Here is a 23451-nt window from a genome sequence, read left to right on the forward strand (position 1 = left end):
CGACCTCCGGCGTGCGCGAAACTCCGCGACCGTGCGCCCAGCAGGCGTCACTGGTTCCCGTCGCCGTTGCGCCACAGCCCCGCGCAGACCGAGGGCCGCGTTGCGACCAACGCGGCCCTCGTCCTCGTACGGCCGAATCCAACAGCCGTACCGCCGACTACTCCTGCTTCTTCCTGCGCGTCCCGAACACGATCTCGTCCCAGCTCGGGACGGCGGCCCGGCGGCCAGGACGGACGCCGTCCGCTTCGGCCTGGCGGTCCGTGGCGCCGATGAGGCGGTCGCGGTGGCTGCCGACGGAGCGGGGCATGAGGACGTCCGCGTAGGCGGAGCCGGCACCGGCCGAGGCCGCGGGGGCGGGAGGTTCCTCCTCGGCCGGTTCGGCGGCGGGAGGCTCCTCCGTGTCCGGTTCCACCGGGCGCTCCGGCACCACCAGGTCGCCACGGAAGCTGGGCACCGCCTCCAGCAGGCTGGTCAGCGAGTCCCGGTCCTCCGTGGTCTCCTCGGCCGGTTCGGAGGCCTGGGCCGGCAGGCTCGGCCGCGCGGTCTCGAGGGCACGGTCCATCGAACGCTCGCGCGGAAGCCGGGCGATACGCGGCACGAACGGGAAGCTGGGCTCCGGCGCGGCGAGGTCGTCGGACTCGCCGATCAGCGAGCGCGCCTCGTCGTCGACGGCCTGGACGAGCCGCCGGGGCGGGTCGTACGTCCAGCTCGCCGAGTGCGGTTCGCCCGCCACCCGGTAGACCAGCAGTACCTCCCAGGTGCCGTCGTCCCGGCGCCAGGAGTCCCACTGCACGCTGTCCTTCTCGGCACCGCGCAGCAGCAGCCGCTCCTGCACGGCCTCGCCGAGCTGCGGCCCGGCGGCGTTCTCGCCGGGGCGGCGGACGGGAGTCTTGCGGGCTCGTTCGGCCATGAAGGCGCGCTCGGCGAGCACGGGGCCCTCGAAGCGCCGTACGCGGTCGACGGGGATGCCGGCGAGCTGGGCGACCTCTTCCGCGGTGGCACCAGCGCGTATACGCGCCTGGATGTCGCGGGGGCGGAGATGGCTCTCGACCTCGATCTCGATCTGGCCGAGGCGGGGGCGGTCGCCGCGGACGGCGGCGCGCAGGCGCTCGTCGATCGGAAGCGTGTACTCCGTAGAGTCGGCAGCCTTCAGCACCAGCCGTGTGCCGTCATTCGAGACGGCCACGACACGCAGTTCGGGCATGGGGACCTCCCGGGTGGTGCCTGCCGACGTCACGTGCGTCGCTGCTTCCGCTAGTCGAGTGTGGCCTGCCCGGGTGCAGCCTGCCACAACCTTGCCGAGTTGCCCGGCGTGTCGGGCGCGGGCCCTGGATCGCCGTTATGGCACGGTTACCTATTCGCAACGCTAAGTGACCAACTCCGTCACCCTGTGCAACTAGCCCCCTCCCGGCGGTCCTTGAAGGTCGCGGACGCCCTGGCGGGAGACCGGACCCAGGGCTCGCAACAGTACTCCATTTGGGCCACGTGCGTGGATTGGCACGCCGCCCAACTTCTGGCAAGAGGCGTGACCCGGCCGCCGGTTGAGCGTTTTTAGGATCTTCAAAGTGGCGTACTTCACGCAAACGTCAGAAACGGAACTAATGCTTTCGTCCGTACGTCCCGTTCCCGCGCAGTTGGTCGAGTGGGTCGGCTGGGCCGGTCGACCGCTACGCCCCCAACACCCGCCGCAAGTAGTCGTTCTGGAACCGGCGGTCGGGGTCGAGCCGGTCCCGCAGTGTCGTGAACTCGCCGAAACGCGGATAGACCTGGGCGAAGTACTCGGCGTCCCGCGTGTGCACCTTGCCCCAGTGCGGCCGCCCCTCGTGCGCGGTGAAGATCCGCTCGGCAGCGGTGAAGTACCGCTGGTACGGGGTGCCCTTGGCCATGTGGACGGCGATGTAGGCGCTGTCGCGGCCCGAGGCGGTGGACAGCGTGATGTCGTCGGCCGGAGCGGTGCGCACCTCGACGGGGAAGCTGACCCTGAGGCCGGAACGGTCGACCATGGCCTTCAGTTCGCGCAGCGTCTCGACGACGGCCTCGCGCGGAACGGCGTATTCCATCTCAATGAACCGCACCCGGCGCGGTGATGTGAAGACCTTGTAGGGGATGTCGGTGTAAGTCCGCGCGGACAGCGCCTTGCTGGAGATCCGGGCGATCGCCGGGATCGTGGCCGGCACCGCGCGGCCGACCCACTGGGCTACCTGGAACACGCCGTTGGAGAGGAACTCGTCCTCGAGCCAGCCCGCGACCTGCCCCACCGGCTTCTCGGGTCCCGCGCTGCGGTTGTTGCGCTTGGTGTTGGTGCTGCCGGTGTGCGGGAACCAGTAGAACTCGAAGTGCTCGTTCTCCGTCCAGAGTTCGTCGAAGTCCGCGAGGACCTTGTCGAACGGCATCGGCTCCTCGCGCGCGGAGAGCAGGAAGATCGGCTCCACGGCGAACGTGATCGCGGTGACGATGCCGAGCGCGCCGAGGCCGATGCGCGCGGCCGCGAAGACCTCAGGGTTCTCCTTCTCGGAACAGGTGAGCACCGAGCCGTCGGCCGTCACCAGCTCAAGCCCCTTGATCTGGGCGGCGATCGAGGCGGAGTCACGGCCCGTGCCGTGGGTGCCGGTGCTGGTGGCGCCGGAGACCGTCTGCTCCATGATGTCGCCCATGTTCGTGAGCGACAGGCCCTCGCGCGCCAGGGCCATGTTGAGTCTCTTGAGCGGGGTACCGGCCTCGACCGTGACGGTCATGGCCGCACGGTCGATGCCGCGGATGCCGGTCAACAGTTGAGGGCGGATCAACACACCGTCCGTGGCGGCAATGGACGTGAAGGAATGTCCGCTGCCGACCGCCTTCACCTTCAGGCCGTCCTCGGCGGCCCGGCGTATCGCCGCGGACAGCTCCTCCACGGAGGCCGGAGTGACCTCCCGCGCGGGGCGAGCGGCGACATTGCCGCCCCAGTTACGCCACGTGCCGTTCCTGCCGCTCGCTGTGCTGCTCAACGGTGCCTCCCCGACGCGGAGCCGGCCTGCTGAGCCGGCGGTACCCCAGGAAACCGACCGCGACCGCGACGGCCCCGGACACCGCCGGAACCCCGTACCCGGCGTCCGCACCGGCCGCGTCGATCACCCAGCCGGCCGCGGAGGAGCCGAGCGCGACCCCGACCGCGAGCCCGGTGCTCACCCAGGTCATGCCCTCGGTCAGTTGCGCGCGTGGTACGTGCTCTTCGATCAGGGACATGGTGGTGATCATCGTGGGAGCGACGGCCATGCCCGAGGCGAACAGCGCCACGGCCAGAAACGGCAAGTTTCCGACCAGTAGGAGGGGGATCATACTCACGGCCATCGCGCATATGCCCAGCAGCCAGCGAGGTTCGGGCGCCCCCTTGAAGCGCAGGAGCCCGAAGACGAGGCCGGCCGCACAGGAGCCCGCCGCGTACAGCGCGAGGACCACGCTCGCGGCGCCCTTGTGGCCCTGCTCGTCGGCGAAGGCGACGGTGACCACGTCGACGGACCCGAAGATCGCTCCGGTCGCCACGAAAGTGGCCACCAGGACCTGCAGTCCCGCCGAGCGCAGGGCCGAGCTGCCGCCGTGGCGCTCGCGCGGATGCGGCGCGGGCTCGGTGGCCCGCTGTGCGGTCAGCCAGAAGACACCGACCGCCAGGAAGCAGCCGGCGAGCAACGGACCGGCCTCCGGGAACCACGCGGTGGACAGGCCGATGGAGATGATCGGCCCGAAGATGAAGCACACCTCGTCGATCACGGACTCGAAGGAGTACGCGGTGTGCAGCTGAGGCGTCTCCCGGTACAGCGCTGCCCAGCGGGCGCGGGTCATCGCCCCGACGCTGGGCACGCAGCCGATGCCGACGCACGCCACGAACAGAACCCAGTCCGGCCACCCGTAGTGCGCGGCGAACAGCAGCACGGCGCCCGCCGCGAGCGAGACCAGCGTCGCCGGACGGAGCACCCGGCGCTGCCCGTACTGGTCGACCAGCCGGGAGACCTGCGGCCCCGCCACGGCCGCGGCGAGCGCGATGGTGGCCGACAAGGCGCCGGCGAGGCCGTACCGCCCGGTCAGCTGCGAGATCATCGTGACCACGCCGATGCCCATCATCGACAGCGGCATCCGGCCGAGGAAGCCCGCGGCGGAGAAGCCCTTGGTGCCGGGGGCGGCGAACAGGGCGCGGTAGGGGCTGGGCACGGGGGGTCTCCGGTCGGGCGGGAGCAGCGCGGACTGCGGCGGCTCGGGAAGGCTCGGGGCGGCTCGGTAAGGCTCAGGAAACTCAGGGCGTCTCAGTAAGGCGCGTGGACAGCCGATACAGCTTACGAGCGACCCTAACGCACCCTGCCGGACGAACCGGGAACCCGGGTGGTCACCCCGCCGTTTCCCGGCTGTCAGTACCGGATGACAGGATCGACCCATGCCAGACGCGCGCGATGCCAACCCCTACGACGCCCTGCTGCTGCTCTCCTTCGGCGGCCCCGAGGGCCCGGACGACGTGATCCCGTTCCTGGAGAACGTCACGCGCGGGCGGGGCATCCCCAAGGAACGCCTGAAGGAAGTCGGCGAGCACTACTACCTGTTCGGCGGCGTCAGCCCCATCAACGACCAGAACCGTGCCCTGCTGGACGCCCTGCGCAAGGACTTCGCCGAGCACGGCCTGGATCTGCCGATCTACTGGGGCAACCGCAACTGGGCGCCGTACCTGACGGACACGCTGCGCGAGATGGTCGCCGACGGCCGCCGCCGCATCCTCGTCCTCGCCACCAGCGCCTACGCCTCCTACTCGGGCTGCCGCCAGTACCGCGAGAACCTCGCCGACTCGCTCGCCGCCCTGGAGGCCGAGGGCCTGGAGCTGCCGAAGATCGACAAGCTGCGGCACTACTTCAACCACCCCGGCTTCCTGGAGCCGATGATCGACGGTGTGACCGAGTCCCTCGCCGACCTCCCCGAGGAGGTCCGCGACGGCGCCCACATCGCCTTTTCGACCCACTCGATCCCGACCGCGGCCGCCGACAGCTCCGGCCCGGTCGAGGACCACGGCGACGGCGGCGCGTACGTCGCCCAGCACCTGGACGTCGCGCAGCTGATCGCCGACGCCGTCCGCGAGCGCACCGGCGTCGACCACCCCTGGCAGCTCGTCTACCAGTCCCGCTCCGGCGCCCCGCACATCCCGTGGCTGGAGCCGGACATCTGCGACCACCTGGAGGAGCGCCACGCGGCCGGCGTCCCCGCGGTCGTGATCGCCCCCATCGGCTTCGTCTCCGACCACATGGAGGTCCTCTACGACCTCGACACGGAGGCCAAGGCCAAGGCCGAGGAGCTGGGCCTGCCGATGCGCCGCTCCGCCACCGTCGGCGACGACCCGCGCTTCGCCGCCGCGATCCGCGACCTCGTCCTGGAGCGCGCCGCCGTGGAGCGCGCGGAAGAGGTCACCCCGTGCGCCCTCGGCGCGCTCGGTGCGAGTCACAACCTCTGCCCGGTGGGCTGCTGCCCGTCCCGCGCGCCCAAGCCCGCCGCCGCGGGCGCCGACAGCCCCTACGCCTGAGGAGCCCCGTGACCGACCCCCTCGACCCTCTGCACACGGAACTGCTCACCGTGGCCCGGGAGGCCGCCCGTCGCGCGGGCGAGCTGCTGCGCGACGGCCGCCCGGCCGACCTCGCGGTCGCCGCGACCAAGTCCAGCCCGATCGACGTCGTCACCGAGATGGACATCGCGGCCGAGAAGCTGATCACGAACCTGATCTCCGAGCACCGCCCGGACGACGGCTTCCTCGGCGAGGAGGGCGCCTCCACCGAGGGCACGAGCGGCGTCCGCTGGGTGATCGACCCCCTCGACGGCACGGTCAACTACCTGTACGGACTGCCGACCTGGTCGGTCTCCATCGCCGCCGAGCAGGACGGGGAGGCGGTGGTGGGGGTCGTCGCCGCCCCCATGCGCGGGGAGACGTACCACGCGGTGCGCGGGGGCGGTGCGTGGGCCACGGGAGCGTGGGACGGCGAGCGGAGGCTCGGCTGCCGGCCTGCAGCGCCCCTCGACCAGGCGCTGGTGTCGACCGGCTTCAACTACGTCACCGAGGTTCGCCGCCATCAGGCCGACGTCGCCCAGAGGCTGATCCCGATGCTGCGTGACATCCGGCGCGGGGGCTCAGCGGCGGTCGACCTGTGCGACCTGGCTGCGGGACGCCTGGACGGGTACTACGAGCGGGGCCTGAACCCCTGGGACCTGGCGGCGGGGGACCTGATCGCCCGGGAGGCGGGCGCGCTGACCGGTGGGCGGCCTGGAGAGCGGCCGTCGCGCGATCTGGCGGTCGCAGCGACGCCGGGGGTGTTCGAGCCGCTTCAGCGGCTGTTGGAGGAGTTTGGGGCCTGGCACGACTGACGGGGGGTTCGCCAGCGGCGCTGCGGGGTCAGCCCTGCAGCTGGTGTGCCGAATGTCTGGCTCGGTCGCCTACGGGGCGCCACATGCCGGTGTCGAGGGCACGACCGTGCTCGGCGCTGCGCGCCTCCGCGCGCTCGTGCCCTCGACACCGGCGCGCCCCTGCGGCTCCCTCGCGGCCGGTGTCGTCGGCCCAGTGAGGTTGGTGGGCTCTCACCCGGCGTTGGTGGTGGGCTGTCACCCGGCGTTGGTGGAGTACGCAACGGCCCCCGGCGCTGGATTCGCCGGGGGCCCGCTGTCGTGCTCACGAGCTGATCAGACGCTGTACGCGCCGACCTCCACACCGTGCTCGGCGGCGAGGCGGCGCAGGTCGTCGAGCTCGCCCTGCTCCACCTCGACGAGGAAGTCGTCGCCCTCGTCACGAGCCCGCGTCAGGTCGGACTCGGTCGCCTTTATGCGCTGCAGAAGTCCTGCGGTGAATGCGTCCATGCTGCGCCCCCTCGTCCTGGGTCGGTGGGTCGGTGGCACGGGGGTGTGCCGTTCGGAAGGGGCGATCACGTCTCCAGTAGATGCCCAGCGCTGCCCTGCTGGGCGGCGACGGTGCCGGACACCCACACCCACTCTGCGGAAAGCGGATCGCCTCGTACCGCATGGTGGTGCGGCACAAGCAGAGCGTGATCGCGGGGTGTACAAGCCGTCCTCCCCCCGCTCCCTTCCGCGGAAACCTCAACCGGAAGAGAAAATCTCGCATTCCCGGGCTTCACACCCGTCCTTCATGGCCCGCTCACCCGTCTTACCGCCGACTTATGGCGGAAAAGGGCAGGATGGAGGCCAAGACACCCCGTCAACAAGACCCTGCCCGCGCGCCGGACAAGCGCTACGCGGGTGGACACAGGAAGGACAAGCGACGTGCGCGTACTCGTCGTCGAGGACGAGCAGCTGCTCGCCGATGCGGTGGCCACCGGACTGCGCCGGGAGGCCATGGCCGTCGACGTCGTGTACGACGGTGCGGCCGCCCTGGAACGCATCGGCGTCAACGACTACGACGTGGTCGTCCTGGACCGCGACCTCCCGCTGGTGCACGGCGACGACGTCTGCCGCAAGATCGTCGAACTCGGCATGCCCACCCGCGTGCTGATGCTCACGGCCTCGGGCGACGTCAGCGACCGTGTCGAGGGACTCGAGATCGGCGCCGACGACTATCTCCCCAAGCCCTTCGCCTTCAGCGAGCTGACGGCACGCGTGCGTGCCCTCGGCCGCCGTACGAGCATCCCGCTGCCGCCCGTGCTGGAGCGCGCCGGCATCAAGCTGGACCCGAACCGCCGCGAGGTCTTCCGCGACGGCAAGGAGGTGCAGCTCGCGCCGAAGGAGTTCGCCGTCCTGGAGGTGCTGATGCGCAGCGAGGGCGCAGTCGTCTCGGCCGAGCAGCTGCTGGAGAAGGCATGGGACGAGAACACCGACCCGTTCACGAACGTGGTGCGGGTGACCGTCATGACGCTGCGGCGCAAGCTGGGCGAGCCGCCGGTGATCGTCACCGTGCCCGGTTCCGGCTACCGGATCTGATTCCCCATGGCCGCGACACCCGCGCCTCCCCAGGCGCCCCCGAAGCCCACGTGGGACCCCCGCAGGCCGGAGCCCACCTTCCCGTGGCTGCGCCCCACCATCCGGATACGGCTCACCCTGCTGTACGGCGGCATGTTCCTGATCGCCGGCATCCTGCTGCTGTCGATCATCTATCTGTTCGCCGCCAACGCGCTGAACGTGGGCAGTGAACTGCCCTTCAAGATCCTCTCGGGGCAGGTGGCCAGCGAGAGCTGCAACTTCCCGAGAGAGCCGACCGCGACCGAGCTCAACCACGCGATGGCCGAGTGCGCGAACCAGCAGCGCGAGCACGCCTTGGACGACCTGCTCAGCCGCTCCCTGCTGGCCCTGCTCGGTCTCGCCGTCATCGCCTTCGCCTTCGGCTACGCCATGGCGGGCCGCGTCCTGTCCCCGCTCGGCCGGATTCTGCGCACCGCGCGCTCCGTGGCGGGCTCGGACCTGTCCCGCCGTATCGAGCTGGACGGACCGGACGACGAGCTCAAGGAACTGGCCGACACCTTCGACGACATGCTGGAGCGGCTGCAGCGGGCCTTCACCGCTCAGCAGCGCTTCGTCGGCAACGCCTCGCACGAGCTGAGAACACCGCTGGCGATCAACCGCACGCTGCTCGAGGTGCATCTGTCCGACCCGAACGCGCCGGTGGAGCTCCAGCAGCTCGGCAAGACGCTGCTCGCCACCAACGAGCGCAGCGAGCAACTCGTCGAGGGGCTGCTGCTGCTCGCCCGCAGCGACAACCAGATCGTCGAGCGCAAACCGGTGGACCTCGCGGAGGTGGCCGAGCAGGCCGTCGACCAGGTGCACGCGGAGGCGGAGGCCAAGGGCGTGGTGATCCGCAGCGAGCAGAAGCCCGCGGTCGTGCAGGGCAACGGCGTGCTGCTGGAACGGATCGCGCTCAACCTGGTGCAGAACGCCGTCCGCTACAACATCCCGGAGGGCGGCTGGGTCGAGGTCACCACCGAGGTCCAGCACGGGCAGGCGGTCCTGGTCGTCGCGAACACCGGGCCGGTGGTGCCGGCGTACGAGATCGACAACCTCTTCGAGCCGTTCAGACGGCTGCGCACGGAACGCACGGGCAGCGACAAGGGCGTCGGCCTGGGGCTGTCCATCGTGCGGTCCGTGGCCCGGGCGCACGGCGGGCACATCTCGGCGCAGCCGCGCGAGGGCGGAGGTCTCGTCATGCGAGTCGCCCTGCCGATCTGAGATCATGTGCGCCGACGCAGGGCCGGTACGCGGGGATGTTCGCTTTGCGCGGAATTTTCTGGGCACTCGACGAACAGCTCCGTGTGTGATCGATCACAAGAGCGGTTTTCTGGCCATCTACTCTCCGTGATCATGCGACCTGTCGGAAAGCCGGGAAAATCCGGGTTTTCGGGGGTCCTGATCACGGGAAGTACACGGTGAGACGCCTTTGAACTGCGGTATCAGGACCGTGTACGGTCCCGTTCGCCATCCAAGCCGATCACTCTTGAGGAGTCCGGTTGGGTGTCGATTGAGTAACAGACCTTGATGTGAGGCAAAATCTCCGCCTCGGGTCGGGCACAAGTCCGGCCTCTCACGCGTTACGTGCGCTGGAGACACCGCAGACACCCAGAGGGGGAGAGCGACATGGCAACGGATTACGACACCCCACGCAAGACCGACGACGACGTCGACTCGGACAGCCTTGAAGAGCTCAAGGCCCGGCGGAACGACAAGTCGACCTCCTCTGTGGACGTCGACGAGTTCGAGGCCGCGGAGGGGCTTGAGCTGCCCGGCGCCGACCTCTCCAATGAGGAGCTGGCCGTCCGGGTGCTGCCGAAGCAGCAGGACGAGTTCACGTGCATGAGCTGCTTCCTGGTGCACCACCGCAGCCAGCTGGCCCGGGAGAAGAACGGTCAGCCGATCTGCCGCGACTGCGACTGAGGCCGGGTCGGCCGTGACTGGCTCGACCCCTCCTCGGAAGCGCCGCTTCTCTCGACGGGGAGCGGACCAAGGGCCGCCCGACGGCCCGCATGGCGCGCGTGACGACGAGCGGGGCTCACCCGGTGCGGGAGCCTCGCTCGAACCCACGTCCGGCCGGGCCGACCTCCCGGCCCCGGCGGAGGTTCCCGCGCCCGTCACCCGGCGGAGGGGCGCGGTCATCCGGGAAAGGGCCCGGGAAGGCGTCCGTAAGGGCGGCAGCCGCGCCAGGGCGGGCATCGGGTACCTCGCCGACCGGATCATCGAGAACGCCCCGCGGATCCCCGTACGGGACCTCGCGACGCTTCGTCGGCAGTTCCCGGGCCTCGGGCCCGAGCAACTCGCCGACAAGCTCGTGGCGGGCGCGGCGAACGCGAGCTCGACGGTCGGTGCGGGAGTCGGCGCGGCGGCGATGCTGCCGGTGCCGCCCGCGATGCCGACGGAACTGGCCGCCGAGATCACCGGTGTGGCCGCGATCGAGCTGAAGATGATCGCCGAACTGCACGAGGTGTACGGCGTACGCCCGCCCGGCAACCTCAAGGACCGCAGCACCGCCTATCTGTCCTCGTGGTCCGAGGAACGCGGCATCGACCCGATGAAGCCGGCGACCGTCAACGCCGCGCTCGGCGGGCAGATGAAGCGGGAGCTGCGCCAGCAGATCATGAAGCGGATGGTCCGGAATCTGCCGAACCTGATGCCGTTCCTGGTGGGTGCCGCCGTGGGCGCGGTCATGAACCGCCGGGACACCAAGAAACTCGCGGCGCGGATCCGGGCGGACCTGAGGAAGGTCCAGGTGCCCTGGGACGAGTTGCCGCAACTGCCCCCGCTGGAGCGTCCGGCGCAGCCGCTGGAGATGGGGGACATCACGCGGCCGCACGGGCGCAAGGAGCTAGGGGGCGGCTGAGACCGCGCCGTCGTGGAACGGCCGTCGAGAGGCCGTCCGGGAGGGCTCGGCGAAGGTTTTGCGACCGGCTGAACAAGTCTTGACCAGGCCGGTGACGGCCCGTTCGGGTGTGCTAGACGGCCGCCTTGGCCGCCTCGATCGCCTCCGCCAGACGCTGCGGCTCGCGGGTCGACAGATACAGGTACGGGGTCGGGTCCTCGGGGTCGGTGACCTCCACGCGCAGGGCCGTGGGGATGTAGGCGCGCAGCAGCAGGAAGGCCCGGGTGTCGGCTTTGTGGGTGCGCCAGGCGCGGGCCTCCTCCGCGTCCAGGACGTGTGCCTCGCCCAGGGCCCGCACCGGGATCTTCGCCTCGCCCGCGATCAGGGAGTCGCCCACCACGCGGATGCGGACCGAGCCGTACGAACTGGCCGCGACGGCCGCCGCTGCGGTGCCGCCGACCAGGGCGGCGAGCATGGGCAGCGTGCCGAAGGGCAGGACGATCAGGGCCAGGGAGACCCCGGCCAGGAACGAGATCAGCCACCAGGAGCGGGGGGCGGTGAGACGTTCTTCGTACGGGGTGGCGGAGAGCTGCATGGAGCCAAGCTTGGCACGGTGTCCGGAACCTGCCGACGCGCGGGTAAGGTCTGCGGCTGTGAGTGGTATTTCAGCGGCTCTCAAGCCCCCGGCCGACGCCGTGAAACCGGCCCGTCACCCCGATGCTCCCGCGCCCGGTGAGCTCCTCGGTGCGCACTACGGCGAGTGTTTCGGCTGTGGCGGTGAGCAGGCCCACGGCCTGCACCTGGAGGCGCGAGCCGGGGAAGGCGTCCGGATCACCGCCGAGTTCACCGTGCAGCCCGCCCATCAGGGCGCGCCGGGGCTCGCGCACGGCGGTGTGCTCGCGACCGCTCTGGACGAGACCCTCGGCTCGCTCAACTGGCTGCTGCGCACCATCGCCGTGACCGGGCGGCTGGAGACCGACTTCGTGCGGCCGGTTCCGGTGGGCACGGTGCTGTACCTGGAGGCCGAGGTGACGGCGGTGGCGGGCCGCAAGATCTACTCCACCGCCACCGGACGGATCGGCGGCCCCGAGGGGCCCGTCGCCGTCCGTGCCGACGCGCTCTTCATCGAGGTGAAGGTCGACCACTTCATCGACAACGGCCGCCCGGAGGAGATCCGGGCCGCCATGAACGACCCGGACCAGGTCCGGCGTGCCCGTGCCTTCGAGGTGAACCCGTGAGCCGTGACCCCCTGAACGTGCTGATCCGGCGCGTCGACCCCGACGTACCGCTTCCGACGTACGCACACCCCGGTGACGCCGGCGCCGATCTGCGCACCACCGAGGCCTGTGAACTGAAGCCGGGGGAGCGGGCGGTGCTGCCCACCGGGGTGTCTGTGGCGCTGCCGGAGGGGTACGCGGCCTTCGTGCACCCCCGTTCCGGCCTGGCCGCCCGCCTCGGTGTCGCCCTCGTGAATGCCCCGGGGACGGTTGATGCCGGGTACCGTGGGGAGATCAAGGTGATCGTGGTGAATCTCGACCCGCACGAGCTCGTGCGGTTCGAGCGCTTCGACCGGATTGCCCAACTGGTCGTCCAGCAGGTCGAGAGGGTTCGCTTCCAGGAGGTCGCGGAGCTTCCCGATTCGGCGCGGGCCGAGGGGGGCTTCGGGTCCACCGGCGGCCATGCCGCGGTGGACGGCTGGGGCGGCACAAGCGAGACAAGCGTTGAGGCCGCCGATGGCGGCACTACGGGTGGGAATCGATACGCTTCGGTCGTATCCGACCGGGAAGGACAGTGACGTGTTCGGACGTCGCAAGAAGAAGGGTGCCGCCGAGGACGCGGCCGGCGAGCCCGAGCAGGTCGTCGACATCGACACTGAGGCGGACGACGACGGCACGCGCGAGCGCGTACGGCTCGAACCGGAACCGCGGCCCGACGGGCCCTGGGACAGCTCCGAGGTCCGTGACCCCGGCGAGGGCCGGGTGGACCTGGGCGGCATGTTCGTGCCGGGCGTCGACGGCATGGAGCTGCGCGTCGAGGTAGCCGGTGACGCGATCGTCGCGGCGACCGTCGTGCTGCGCGACAGCGCCATCCAGCTGCAGGCCTTCGCCGCGCCCAAGCGTGAGGGCATCTGGGGCGAGGTGCGCGAGGAGATCGGCTCCGGCATCACTCAGCAGGGTGGCATCATCGACGAGGTCGAGGGCCCGCTGGGCTGGGAGCTGCGGGCCCAGGTGCCGGTGCAGCTGCCGGACGGCACGGGTGGTTTCCAGGTCGTGCGGTTCGTCGGCGTGGACGGTCCGCGCTGGTTCCTGCGCGGTGTGATCTCGGGCCAGGGCGCGGTGCAGCCGCAGGCGGCGGGTCTGCTCGAGCAGATCTTCCGGGACACGGTCGTGGTCCGCGGCGAGGGCCCGATGGCGCCCCGCGACCCGATCGTCCTGAAGCTGCCGAACGACGCCCAGATGGTTCCCGAGGGCGTCCAGCAGGAGGAGGCGGGTTCGCGCTTCTCCGGCGGCATGGGTCAGCTGCAGCGCGGGCCGGAGATCACCGAGGTGCGCTGAGCAACGTAGAGACATCAGGGCCGTATCCCCCACGGGATACGGCCCTTTCTCGTGCGTGAACCCTTGACGGCCCATTGATCTGTACCTACCGTCTCCGGCCAACGCGCCCGTTCATAAAGGCGCTTCGCGTTCATATACGAGAACGGAAGGCCCCCCACGCATGCGCAGAACCGCTCTCTTCGCGGCCGCCGCCCTCGTCGCCGGTGTCCTCGCCTGGCCCGCCGACGCCGCTCCCACCACCTTCGTCCACCCCGGAGTCACCGTCTCCAAGGGCCAGTTGGACTTCGCCCGCTCCCAGGTCAACGCCGGCGCCCAGCCCTGGAAGGGCGCCTTCGACCGGATGATGGCGAGCAAGTACGCCGATCTGAACCGCACCCCCAAGCCCCGCGCGGTCGTCGAGTGCGGTTCGTACTCGAACCCCAACCACGGCTGCACCGACGAGCGCGAGGACGCGATCGCCGCCTACACCCAGGCCCTCGCCTGGTACGTCACCCGCGACGAGCGGCACGCGAAGAAGGCCATCGAGCTGATGGACGCCTGGTCCGCGGTGATCAAGGACCACACCAACAGCAACGCGCCCCTGCAGACGGGCTGGGCCGGCTCCTCCTGGCCCAGGGCCGCCGAGATCATCAAGTACACGTACACCGGCGGCTGGCCGAACTCCGGCCGGTTCGCCACCATGCTCCGCACCGTCTATCTGCCCGAGATCATCAACGGCTCGAACTCCAACGGCAACTGGGAGCTGTCGATGATGGAGGCCGCCGTCGGCATCTCGGTCTTCCTCGAGGACAAGGCGTCGTACGACAAGGCCATGGCCAAGTTCCGCACCCGGACCGCCGCCTACGTCTACCTGTCCTCCGACGGCGAGCTGCCGAGGACCGTGCCGAGCCAGAACCTCGACACCCGGGACAAGGTCGTCAAGTACTGGCAGGGGCAGTCCACCTTCGTCACCGGCCTCACCCAGGAGACCTGCCGCGACCTCACGCACACCGGGTACGGAATCTCCGCCATCTCCCACGTCGCGGAGACCAGCCGGATCCAGGGGCAGGACCTGTACGGCACCGACGTCGGCGAGCGGCTGCGGCACGCGCTCGGGTTCCAGGCCAAGTACGAGCTCGGTGCGGCCGTGCCCAGCTGGCTGTGCCGGGGCTCGCTGAAGCTCGGGCTCGGCCCGGTCACCGAGGTCGGGCACAACGCCCTGGCCAACCGTCTCGGCCACGCCATGACCAACACCGAGACGCTCAACCAGCGGGGCCGCCCGGCGGGCTCCAACAACCTCTTCGTCGCCTGGGAGACCCTCACCCACGGCGACAACCCCGGCTGAGACGCCGGCCGGGAGCCCAGCGGGCGGCGGGAGCGTCAGAGTTGCGTCAAAGACGCTCCTGCCGCCGCACCCGGACCCGTTTGTCGCGATTCCTGGTCGTAAGGTCGACGCTGCGTGGGCAGCAACGGCCGGAACACAATGGGGACCATGGGACGCGGCAAGCTTCGGATCTACCTCGGTGCGGCACCGGGCGTCGGCAAGACGTACGCGATGCTGTCCGAGGCGCACCGCCGTGCCGAGCGGGGCACCGACTGCGTGGTCGCCTTCGTCGAGCACCACGACCGGCCGCGCACCGAGGTGATGCTCCACGGGCTGGAGCAAGTGAGGCGCAGGGAACTGCCATATCGCGGGAGCGTCTTCACCGAGATGGACGTCGACGCCGTCCTGACGCGGCGCCCGCAGGTGGCGCTCGTCGACGAGCTCGCCCACACCAACATCCCCGGCTCGCGCAACGCCAAGCGCTGGCAGGACGTCGAGGAGCTGCTCGCCGCGGGCATCGACGTCATATCGACCGTCAACATCCAGCATCTGGAGTCCCTGGGCGACGTCGTCGAGTCGATCACCGGCATACGGCAGCAGGAGACCGTGCCGGACGAGGTGGTGCGCCGGGCCGACCAGATCGAGCTGGTCGACATGTCGCCGGAGGCGCTGCGGCGGCGGATGGCGCACGGCAACATCTACAAGCCGGACAAGGTCGACGCGGCGCTGTCGAACTACTTCCGTCCGGGCAATCTCACCGCACTGCGGGAGCTTGCCCTGCTGTGGGTGGCGGACCGGGTCGACGAGTACCTGAAGCAGTACCGCAGCGATCACCAGGTGTCGAAGATCTGGGGTTCGCGCGAGCGGATCGTCGTCGGGCTGACCGGCGGTCCGGAAGGGCGGACCCTGATCCGGCGGGCCGCCCGACTCGCGGAGAAGGGCGCCGGCGGCGAGGTACTGGCCGCCCACATCGCCCGCAGCGACGGCCTCACCTCCGCCTCACCCAAGGAACTCGCCGTCCAGCGCACCCTCGTCGAGGACCTCGGCGGCACCTTCCACCACGTCGTGGGCGACGACATCCCGGCGGCGCTGCTGGCCTTCGCCCGCGGGGCGAACGCCACCCAGATAGTGCTCGGCTCCTCACGCCGCAAGAGCTGGCAGTACGTCTTCGGACCCGGCGTGGGCGCCACGGTCGCCCGCGAGTCGGGCCCCGACCTCGACGTGCACATCGTCACGCACGACGAGGTCGCCAAGGGACGTGCACTGCCCGTGACCCGGGGAGCACGCCTCGGCCGTTCCCGGATTCTGCGGGGCTGGCTCGTCGGCGTCGGCGGTCCCGCGCTGCTCACCCTGCTGCTGACCCACGTCGACGCCGACCTCGGTCTCGCGAACGACATGCTGCTGTTCCTGACCCTGACCGTGGCGGCGGCCCTGCTCGGCGGGCTCCTCCCCGCACTGGCCTCGGCGGCGGTCGGCTCCCTGCTGCTCAACTGGTTCTTCACGGAACCGGTGCACCACATCTCGATCGCCGACCCGAAGAACCTGCTCGCGCTCGGGATCTTCGTGTTCGTGGCGGTGTCGGTGGCCTCCGTGGTGGACCTGGCCGCCCGTCGCACCGACCAGGCGGCACGGCTGCGCGCCGAGTCGGAGATCCTGTCCTTCCTCGCCGGGAACGTGCTGCGCGGCGAGACCAGCCTGGAGGAGCTGCTGGAGCGGGTTCGCGAGACCTTCGGCATGGAGTCGGCGGCCCTGCTGGAGCGGCAGAGCGACGTCGACCCCTGGACCTGTGCGGGCCGGGTGGGCCTGGGGCGGGCGCCGGCGCGGCCCGAGGACGCGGACGTCGACGTACCCGTCGGCGACCACATGGCGCTCGCGCTGACCGGGCGGGTGCTGCCCGCCGAGGACCGCCGGGTGCTCGCCGCCTTCGCCGCGCAGTCCGCCGTCGTCCTCGACCGCCGGCGCCTCCAGAGCGAGGCCGACCAGGCCAAGGAGCTGGCCGAGGGCAACCGCATCCGTACGGCGCTGCTCGCAGCCGTCAGCCATGACCTCCGTACCCCTCTCGCCGGCATCAAGGCGGCGGTCTCCTCGCTGAGGTCCGACGACGTGGCGTGGTCCGAGGAGGACGAGGCGGAGCTGCTGGAGGGCATCGAGGAGGGCGCCGACCGGCTCGACCACCTCGTCGGGAACCTCCTCGACATGTCCCGGCTGCAGACCGGCACGGTCACCCCTCTCATCCGCGACATCGACCTCGACGAGGTGGTGCCGATGGCGCTCGGCGGGGTGCCGGAGGAGCGCGTGGAGCTGGACATCCCCGAGACGCTGCCCATGGTCGCCGTGGACCCCGGGCTGCTGGAGCGGTCGGTGGCGAACCTGGTGGAGAACGCCGTCAAGTACAGCCCGGACGCCGGCGCCGTCCTCGTCGCCGCGAGCGCCCTGGCGGACCGGGTCGAGGTCCGGGTGGTCGACCGCGGGCCGGGCGTCCCCGACGAGGCGAAGGAGCGCATCTTCGCGCCCTTCCAGCGCTACGGCGATGCCCCGCGCGGAGCCGGCGTGGGCCTCGGCCTCGCGGTCGCCCGTGGCTTCGCCGAAGCCATGGGCGGCACCCTCGACGCCGAGGACACACCCGGCGGCGGCCTGACCATGGTGCTCACCCTGCGGGCGGCGGGCTCGCGCCCCGAATCCCTTGAAGAACGCCTCGCGGAACCCGAAAGGCAGGCCACATGACCCGGGTGCTCGTGATCGACGACGAGCCGCAGATCGTGCGCGCCCTCGTGATCAACCTCAAGGCCCGCAAGTACGAGGTCGACGCGGCCCACGACGGGGCCACCGCCCTCGAACTCGCCGCCACCCGCCACCCCGACGTGGTCGTCCTCGACCTCGGTCTGCCCGACATGGACGGCGTCGAGGTGATCCGCGGCCTGCGCGGCTGGACCCGGGTCCCGATCCTGGTGCTGTCCGCCCGGCACTCCTCCGACGAGAAGGTCGAGGCGCTGGACGCGGGCGCCGACGACTACGTCACCAAGCCCTTCGGCATGGACGAGCTGCTGGCCCGGCTGCGGGCCGCCGTCCGACGGGCCGAACCGACCGGGGGCGGCGAGGAGGACGTGATCGTGGAGACCGGGGAGTTCACCGTCGACCTGGCCGCGAAGAAGGTCAACCGGGGCGGGAAGGACGTACGGCTGACCCCCACGGAGTGGCACCTGCTGGAGGTCCTGGTACGCAACACGGGGCGCCTCGTCGGCCAGAAGCAGCTGTTGCAGGAGGTGTGGGGGCCGTCGTACGGGACGGAGACGAACTATCTGCGGGTGTACATGGCCCAGCTGCGGCGGAAGCTGGAGGCGGACCCCTCGCATCCCAAGCACTTCATCACCGAGCCCGGGATGGGGTACCGGTTCGAGAAGTGACCGGTCGAGAGGCGACCGGTCGGGAAGTGGCCGGTCGATTCGAGAAAAGAGCCGGTCAGAGAGGGTCGGTTCGAGGGCGGGCACCACGGGTACGAAGGTGTCGGTGCACCCCGGTAGGCTTCAAGTCATGAGTGCTGTTCCTCGTTCCGAAAAGTCGGTTGGCCGGTTCCGGCGCATGCTCGACCGGCTCTCCTCGTCGCAGGAGGACCTGGAGTCCGAGGAGCTGCGTGAGGACGCCGAGACGGCCGGATGCACCAGGATCGGTGACTGCCGTGACCGCCAGATCGTGACGGTTACTGGTACCTTGCGCACGGTCACCCTGCGGCCGCGTGCGGGAGTCCCGGCCCTGGAGGCCGAGCTGTTCGACGGCTCCGCCGCCCTGGACGTGGTGTGGCTCGGCAGGCGCTCCATAGTCGGCATAGAGCCGGGGCGCCGGCTGATCGCATCGGGCCGGATCTCCATGAGCCGAGGCCGCCGGGTGCTGTTCAACCCGAAATACGAACTGAGACCCCTCGGACGGGAGTAGCCGGTGACGTCGCTCGACAAGCCGACTGAAGACACCACCGCAGACGCCGAGCAGGATGCCCGGGCGGTGACCGAGGCCGCGCTGTTCGAGGCCTTCGGCGGCATGCGCGGCATGATCGAGACGGTGCTGCCCGGTCTTCTCTTCGTCACCATCTACACGATCAACAAGGACCTGCACCTGTCGGCCATCGCCGCGCTCGTGGTGTCCCTGGTGCTCGTCGTGGTGCGGCTGGTGATGCGGGACACCATCAAGCACGCGTTCAGCGGTGTCTTCGGCGTCGCCTTCGGTGTCGTGTTCGCGATGATGACCGGCAACGCGAAGGACTTCTATCTGCCCGGCATGCTCTACACGCTGGGGCTGGGGCTCGCGTACATCATCACGACGCTGTGCGGGGTGCCGCTGATCGGGCTGATCCTCGGGCCGGTGTTCAAGGAGAACCTCTCCTGGCGCAAGCGGAACCCCGGGCGCAAGAAGGCGTATGCGAAGGCCAGTTGGGCGTGGGGGCTGATCCTGCTCGCCAAGTGCGCGATTCTCTTCCCGCTGTACTGGTGGGCGGACACGACGCAGCTGGGGTGGGTGCTGGTCGCGCTGAAGATCCCGCCGTTCCTGCTGGCCGTGTGGCTGACGTGGGTGTTCCTGGCGAAGGCGCCCGCGCCGATTGACGTGTTCGCGGAGATGGAAGCCGAGGAGAAGGCGCGGGAAGCTGCTGCTCGGCCGACTGAGTAGGCACCCTGCGTTGGTGCAGGCCCGCCGGGGGCTGCCGCCCCCAGACCCCCGCTTCGGCCCCGAAAGGGCCTCGTCCTCAAACGCCGGACGGGCTGAGATTGCCTGGACCGGCGCTGGGAAGTGACCGTTGGCGTGAACGGCGAAGGGCGCCCCGCAAGCTGTGGGGCGCCCTTCCTGCCGTATCGCGCGAAGCGGCTAGCTCGCCGTGTCCTCCCGGCGGACCGACAGCAGGTCCTCCAGCTGTTCCTCCCGTGCCTGCGCGGCCACGAACAGCAGCTCGTCGCCGGCCTCCAGGGAGTCCTCGCGGGACGGGGTGAGGACGCGGGTGCCGCGGATGATGGTGACCAGGGACGTGTCCTCGGGCCACTCGACGTCGCCGACCTGGGTGCCGGCCAGGGCCGACTCCTCGGGGAGGGTCAGTTCGACGAGGTTGGCGTCGCCGTGGCTGAAGCGGAGGAGGCGGACCAGGTCGCCGACCGATACCGCTTCCTCGACCAGGGCGGACATGAGGCGGGGGGTGGAGACGGCGACGTCGACGCCCCAGGCCTCGTTGAACAGCCACTCGTTCTTGGGGTTGTTCACGCGGGCCACGACGCGCGGGACGCCGTACTCCGTCTTCGCCAGGAGGGAGACGACCAGGTTGACCTTGTCGTCGCCCGTCGCGGCGATCACCACGTTGCAGCGCTGCAGCGCCGCCTCGTCCAGCGACGTGATCTCGCAGGCGTCGGCCAGCAGCCACTCCGCCTGCGGCACGCGCTCGACCGAGATGGCGGTCGGCGCCTTGTCGACGAGCAGGACCTCGTGGCCGTTCTCCAGCAGTTCGCCCGCGATGGAGCGGCCCACCGCGCCGGCACCGGCAATGGCGACCCTCATCAGTGACCGCCCTCCTCTTCGGGACCCTTGGCGAAGGACGCCTCGACCTTGTCGACCTCGTCGGTGCGCATCATCACGTGCACCAGGTCGCCCTCCTGCAGCACCGTCTGCGAGGTGGGCAGGATCGCCTCACCGAGGCGGGTGAGGAACGCGACGCGGACGCCGGTCTCCTCCTGCAGCGTGCTGATCTTGTGGCCCACCCAGGCGGCGGACGCGTGCACCTCGGCGAGCTGGACGCCGCCGGTGGGGTCCCGCCACAGCGGCTCGGCGCCCGAGGGCAGCAGACGGCGCAGCATCTGGTCGGCCGTCCAGCGGACCGTGGCCACGGTGGGGATGCCCAGGCGCTGGTAGACCTCGGCGCGGCGGGGGTCGTAGATCCGGGCCGCGACGTTCTCCACGCCGAACATCTCGCGGGCCACGCGCGCGGAGATGATGTTGGAGTTGTCACCGCTGGAGACGGCGGCGAACGCGCCCGCCTCCTCGATGCCCGCCTCGCGCAGGGTGTCCTGGTCGAAGCCGATGCCGGTGACCCGGCGGCCGCCGAAGCCGGGGCCCAGCCGGCGGAACGCGGTGGGGTCCTGGTCGATCACGGCGACCGTGTGCCCTTGTTGCTCCAGGGTCTGGGCAAGAGCGGAGCCCACCCTTCCGCAACCCATGATGACGATGTGCACGGTCTTACCCCGCACTCCTCGTTAGGCGTCTGACTTGCGTGAACGTGGTGCTCATATCCTTCTCTCGGTTCGCCGGGCAACAGGCGCGGGCCGGTCGCGGACCGCTGGGCAACATCATGCCGGGGATTACCGGCGATGATCCCTCGCGGTTCGGATCGTGGGAGCGCGTGTGCCTCAGTCCACCGTAACGTCAGGGTCGGACACACCGACCAGGCACCGTCTCACGCGACGAGGGGCCCCCTCAACGGCGGTTGAAGCTGCGGAGGCTGGCCAGGGCCAGGGCCGCGAGTCCGGCGAGCGCGACGAGGGCACCGACGAGCTGAGCGGTCGTCTGCGACATGAGGTCTCCCGGATGTGATGAGCGTACCGACGCAGGTCATGGAGGCACGCGGACCTCTTCCGGATCGGAGCCCGGCGCGAGCGGAGGACCGAATTCACCCCCGCGCCGCGCGCGATTTCACCCGGATGTGCTCCGCCCCAGGCAGGGGGCCTACGATTCTCTGTTGTGTCCAAACTGACCGACGTGCCCAAACGGATTCTGATCGGGCGCGCGCTGCGCAGTGATCGGCTGGCGGAAACGCTCCTGCCGAAGCGCATCGCCCTGCCCGTCTTCGCTTCCGACCCGCTGTCGTCCGTGGCGTACGCGCCCGGAGAAGTGCTGCTGGTCCTCTCCATCGCGGGCGTGTCGGCGTACCACTTCAGCCCCTGGATCGCGGTCGCGGTCGTCGTGCTGATGTTCACCGTGGTCGCCTCCTACCGGCAGAACGTGCACGCCTACCCCAGCGGCGGCGGCGACTACGAGGTGGCGACCACCAACCTCGGACCCAAGGCCGGCCTGACCGTCGCGAGTGCCCTGCTCGTCGACTACGTCCTGACCGTCGCCGTCTCCATCGCCTCCGGCATCGAGAACCTCGGCTCCGCCGTCCCGTTCGTCGTCGAGCACAAGGTCCAGTGCGCGGTCGGCGTCATCGTGCTGCTGACGCTGATGAACCTGCGCGGCGTCAGGGAGTCAGGCAGCCTCTTCGCGATCCCGACGTACGTCTTCGTCGCGGGCGTCTTCATCATGATCGCGTGGGGCGCGTTCCGCGGGCTGGTCCTGGACGACACCATGCGGGCGCCCACGGCGTCGTACGAGATCAAGCCCGAGCATGAGGGACTCGCGGGCTTCGCGCTCGTCTTCCTGCTGCTGCGCGCCTTCTCCTCCGGCTGTGCCGCGCTGACGGGCGTGGAGGCGATCTCCAACGGTGTCCCGGCCTTCCGCAAGCCCAAGTCGAAGAACGCCGCGACCACGCTCGCGATGATGGGCCTGCTGGCCGTCACCATGTTCTGCGGCATCATCGCGCTCGCCATGGTGACCAAGGTCCGCATGGCCGAGAACCCGGCCGTCGACCTGCTGAAGGACGGTGTCGCGGTCGGCGCCGACTACGTCCAGAACCCCGTGATCACCCAGGTCGCGGAGGCCGTCTTCGGCAAGGGCAGCTTCTTCTTCATCGTGCTCGCCGCGGCCACCGCCCTGGTGCTGTTCCTCGCGGCCAACACCGCCTACAACGGCTTCCCGGTGCTCGGCTCGATCCTCGCCCAGGACCGCTATCTGCCGCGCCAGCTGCACACCCGCGGCGACCGGCTCGCCTTCTCCAACGGCATCGTGCTCCTCGCGGGCGCGGCCGCGCTGCTGGTGTGGATCTACGGCGCCGACTCCACGCGCCTGATCCAGCTGTACATCGTCGGCGTGTTCGTGTCCTTCACGCTCAGCCAGACCGGCATGGTCCGCCACTGGAACCGCCTGCTGGCCACGGAGAAGGACCAGGCCAAGCGCCGGCACATGGTCCGCTCCCGTGCGATCAACACCTTCGGCGCCTTCTTCACCGGGCTGGTCCTGGTCGTCGTCCTCGTCACCAAGTTCACGCACGGCGCCTGGGTCGCCCTGCTCGGCATGGTGATCTTCTACGTGACGATGACGGCCATCCGCCGCCACTACGACCACGTCTCCGAGGAGCTCGCCGCCCCCGAGGGCCCGAGCGACGACAGCGTACGGCCGTCCCGCGTGCACTCCGTCGTCCTCGTCTCCAAGATCCACCGCCCCGCCCTGCGCGCCCTGGCCTACGCCAAGCTGCTGCGCTCGGACACCCTGGAGGCGCTCAGCGTCAACGTGGACCCGGCGGAGACCAAGGCGCTGCGCGCGGAGTGGGAGCGGCGCGGCATCGACGTACCGCTGAAGGTGCTCGACTCGCCGTACCGCGAGATCACGCGCCCGGTCATCGACTACGTCAAGAGCCTGCGCAAGGAGTCCCCGCGCGACGCCGTGTCGGTCATCATCCCCGAGTACGTCGTCGGCCACTGGTACGAGCATCTGCTGCACAACCAGAGCGCGCTGCGGCTGAAGGGCCGGCTGCTGTTCACGCCGGGCATCATGGTGACCTCCGTGCCGTACCAGCTCCAGTCCTCCGAGCTGGCGAAGGCCAGGGCCCGCAAGCGCCAGGAGTGGAACGCACCGGGTTCGGTGCGGCGGGGGCCGGCCCAGGAGCGGGCGAAGGAGCCGGACGCCCGGCGCTGACGCGGGCAGGGAGCACTGACGGGGGCAGCGGCGCGATCGGGAGCACGTAGACT

At 70.4% G+C, this 23451-nt stretch carries 22 protein-coding genes; 15 read left to right on the forward strand and 7 right to left on the reverse strand.

Annotated elements, in window-relative coordinates:
- Positions 1–157: 157 nt before the first annotated feature.
- From sepH to ACZ7L6_RS27455, 3 genes are all read right to left on the reverse strand, one after another.
- On the reverse strand, positions 158–1204 hold the full coding sequence (gene sepH, locus ACZ7L6_RS27445) for a septation protein SepH (RefSeq protein WP_471928319.1): 1047 nt from the start codon (positions 1202–1204) through the stop codon (positions 158–160).
- Positions 1205–1667: 463 nt separating this feature from the next.
- Positions 1668–2987: a D-arabinono-1,4-lactone oxidase gene (locus ACZ7L6_RS27450; protein WP_471928321.1), complete on the reverse strand. Its 1320-nt coding sequence runs from the start codon at positions 2985–2987 to the stop codon at positions 1668–1670.
- Positions 2947–4185: an MFS transporter gene (locus ACZ7L6_RS27455; RefSeq protein ID WP_471928323.1), complete on the reverse strand. Its 1239-nt coding sequence runs from the start codon at positions 4183–4185 to the stop codon at positions 2947–2949. The genes ACZ7L6_RS27450 and ACZ7L6_RS27455 overlap by 41 nt, the downstream gene beginning before the upstream one ends.
- Before the next feature lie 220 nt (positions 4186–4405).
- Here ACZ7L6_RS27455 and ACZ7L6_RS27460 point away from each other — a divergent pair, with 220 nt between their 5' ends.
- Both ACZ7L6_RS27460 and ACZ7L6_RS27465 read left to right on the forward strand, forming a co-directional pair.
- Positions 4406–5533, forward strand: a complete 1128-nt coding sequence (locus ACZ7L6_RS27460) for a ferrochelatase (protein ID WP_471928325.1) — start codon at positions 4406–4408, stop codon at positions 5531–5533.
- A gap of 8 nt (positions 5534–5541) precedes the next feature.
- Positions 5542–6366, forward strand: a complete 825-nt coding sequence (locus ACZ7L6_RS27465; RefSeq protein ID WP_471928327.1) for an inositol monophosphatase family protein — start codon at positions 5542–5544, stop codon at positions 6364–6366.
- 312 nt (positions 6367–6678) lie between these two features.
- Here the strand turns inward: ACZ7L6_RS27465 and ACZ7L6_RS27470 are convergent, their stop codons facing one another.
- Positions 6679–6852, reverse strand: coding sequence for a hypothetical protein (locus ACZ7L6_RS27470; protein WP_198948432.1), 174 nt, complete (start codon positions 6850–6852; stop codon positions 6679–6681).
- A gap of 420 nt (positions 6853–7272) precedes the next feature.
- Here ACZ7L6_RS27470 and ACZ7L6_RS27475 point away from each other — a divergent pair, with 420 nt between their 5' ends.
- The 4 genes from ACZ7L6_RS27475 to ACZ7L6_RS27490 all read left to right on the forward strand — a co-directional run bounded on the left by ACZ7L6_RS27475 (position 7273) and on the right by ACZ7L6_RS27490 (position 10807).
- Entirely contained in the window at positions 7273–7926 is a 654-nt protein-coding gene (locus tag ACZ7L6_RS27475) for a response regulator transcription factor (protein WP_393456645.1), read from the forward strand.
- Positions 7927–7932: 6 nt separating this feature from the next.
- Positions 7933–9165: a sensor histidine kinase gene (locus ACZ7L6_RS27480; protein WP_471928330.1), complete on the forward strand. Its 1233-nt coding sequence runs from the start codon at positions 7933–7935 to the stop codon at positions 9163–9165.
- Positions 9166–9570: 405 nt separating this feature from the next.
- Positions 9571–9867: a DUF4193 domain-containing protein gene (locus tag ACZ7L6_RS27485; protein WP_003997302.1), complete on the forward strand. Its 297-nt coding sequence runs from the start codon at positions 9571–9573 to the stop codon at positions 9865–9867.
- A 13-nt stretch (positions 9868–9880) separates the two neighbouring features.
- The gene (locus ACZ7L6_RS27490; protein WP_471928332.1) at positions 9881–10807 is read left to right on the forward strand and encodes a hypothetical protein; all 927 of its coding nucleotides are present in this window, start codon (positions 9881–9883) and stop codon (positions 10805–10807) included.
- A 112-nt stretch (positions 10808–10919) separates the two neighbouring features.
- On the opposite strand, the gene ACZ7L6_RS27495 is transcribed toward ACZ7L6_RS27490, so the two are convergent.
- Positions 10920–11381 carry a DUF3093 domain-containing protein gene (locus tag ACZ7L6_RS27495; protein WP_471928334.1) on the reverse strand — a complete coding sequence of 154 codons (462 nt, stop codon included), beginning with the start codon at positions 11379–11381 and terminating at the stop codon, positions 10920–10922.
- A 58-nt stretch (positions 11382–11439) separates the two neighbouring features.
- On the opposite strand from ACZ7L6_RS27495, the gene ACZ7L6_RS27500 reads away from it, so the two are divergent.
- From ACZ7L6_RS27500 to ACZ7L6_RS27535, 8 genes are all read left to right on the forward strand, one after another.
- Positions 11440–12024 (forward strand): PaaI family thioesterase, encoded by a 585-nt coding sequence (locus ACZ7L6_RS27500; RefSeq protein WP_471928336.1) that lies wholly within the window; start codon positions 11440–11442, stop codon positions 12022–12024.
- Positions 12021–12581, forward strand: coding sequence for a dUTP diphosphatase (gene dut / locus ACZ7L6_RS27505; protein WP_471928338.1), 561 nt, complete (start codon positions 12021–12023; stop codon positions 12579–12581). The genes ACZ7L6_RS27500 and dut overlap by 4 nt, the downstream gene beginning before the upstream one ends.
- Position 12582: 1 nt before the next feature.
- Complete coding sequence (locus tag ACZ7L6_RS27510) at positions 12583–13341, forward strand: DUF3710 domain-containing protein (protein WP_471928340.1); 759 nt, start codon at positions 12583–12585, stop codon at positions 13339–13341.
- Between the two features lie 160 nt (positions 13342–13501).
- Positions 13502–14665: an alginate lyase family protein gene (locus ACZ7L6_RS27515; RefSeq protein WP_471928342.1), complete on the forward strand. Its 1164-nt coding sequence runs from the start codon at positions 13502–13504 to the stop codon at positions 14663–14665.
- A 147-nt stretch (positions 14666–14812) separates the two neighbouring features.
- A complete protein-coding gene (locus tag ACZ7L6_RS27520) occupies positions 14813–17368 on the forward strand; it encodes a DUF4118 domain-containing protein (RefSeq protein WP_471928344.1) in 2556 nt (851 codons plus the stop codon).
- Positions 17365–18048: a response regulator gene (locus ACZ7L6_RS27525; RefSeq protein WP_471928346.1), complete on the forward strand. Its 684-nt coding sequence runs from the start codon at positions 17365–17367 to the stop codon at positions 18046–18048. The genes ACZ7L6_RS27520 and ACZ7L6_RS27525 overlap by 4 nt, the downstream gene beginning before the upstream one ends.
- A 127-nt stretch (positions 18049–18175) precedes the next feature.
- Entirely contained in the window at positions 18176–18574 is a 399-nt protein-coding gene (locus ACZ7L6_RS27530; RefSeq protein ID WP_125525889.1) for an OB-fold nucleic acid binding domain-containing protein, read from the forward strand.
- A gap of 3 nt (positions 18575–18577) precedes the next feature.
- Positions 18578–19300 carry a DUF3159 domain-containing protein gene (locus ACZ7L6_RS27535; protein ID WP_471928348.1) on the forward strand — a complete coding sequence of 241 codons (723 nt, stop codon included), beginning with the start codon at positions 18578–18580 and terminating at the stop codon, positions 19298–19300.
- 195 nt (positions 19301–19495) lie between these two features.
- On the opposite strand, the gene ACZ7L6_RS27540 is transcribed toward ACZ7L6_RS27535, so the two are convergent.
- Together ACZ7L6_RS27540 and ACZ7L6_RS27545 are read right to left on the reverse strand one after the other, a co-directional pair.
- Positions 19496–20173 carry a potassium channel family protein gene (locus tag ACZ7L6_RS27540; RefSeq protein WP_471928350.1) on the reverse strand — a complete coding sequence of 226 codons (678 nt, stop codon included), beginning with the start codon at positions 20171–20173 and terminating at the stop codon, positions 19496–19498.
- Positions 20173–20844 carry a potassium channel family protein gene (locus tag ACZ7L6_RS27545; protein WP_433049216.1) on the reverse strand — a complete coding sequence of 224 codons (672 nt, stop codon included), beginning with the start codon at positions 20842–20844 and terminating at the stop codon, positions 20173–20175. The genes ACZ7L6_RS27540 and ACZ7L6_RS27545 overlap by 1 nt, the downstream gene beginning before the upstream one ends.
- 505 nt (positions 20845–21349) lie before the next feature.
- Here ACZ7L6_RS27545 and ACZ7L6_RS27550 point away from each other — a divergent pair.
- Positions 21350–23398 (forward strand): APC family permease, encoded by a 2049-nt coding sequence (locus ACZ7L6_RS27550; protein WP_471928352.1) that lies wholly within the window; start codon positions 21350–21352, stop codon positions 23396–23398.
- Positions 23399–23451: the final 53 nt, after the last annotated feature.

It is taken from the genome of Streptomyces sp. NPDC107522 (assembly GCF_055657525.1).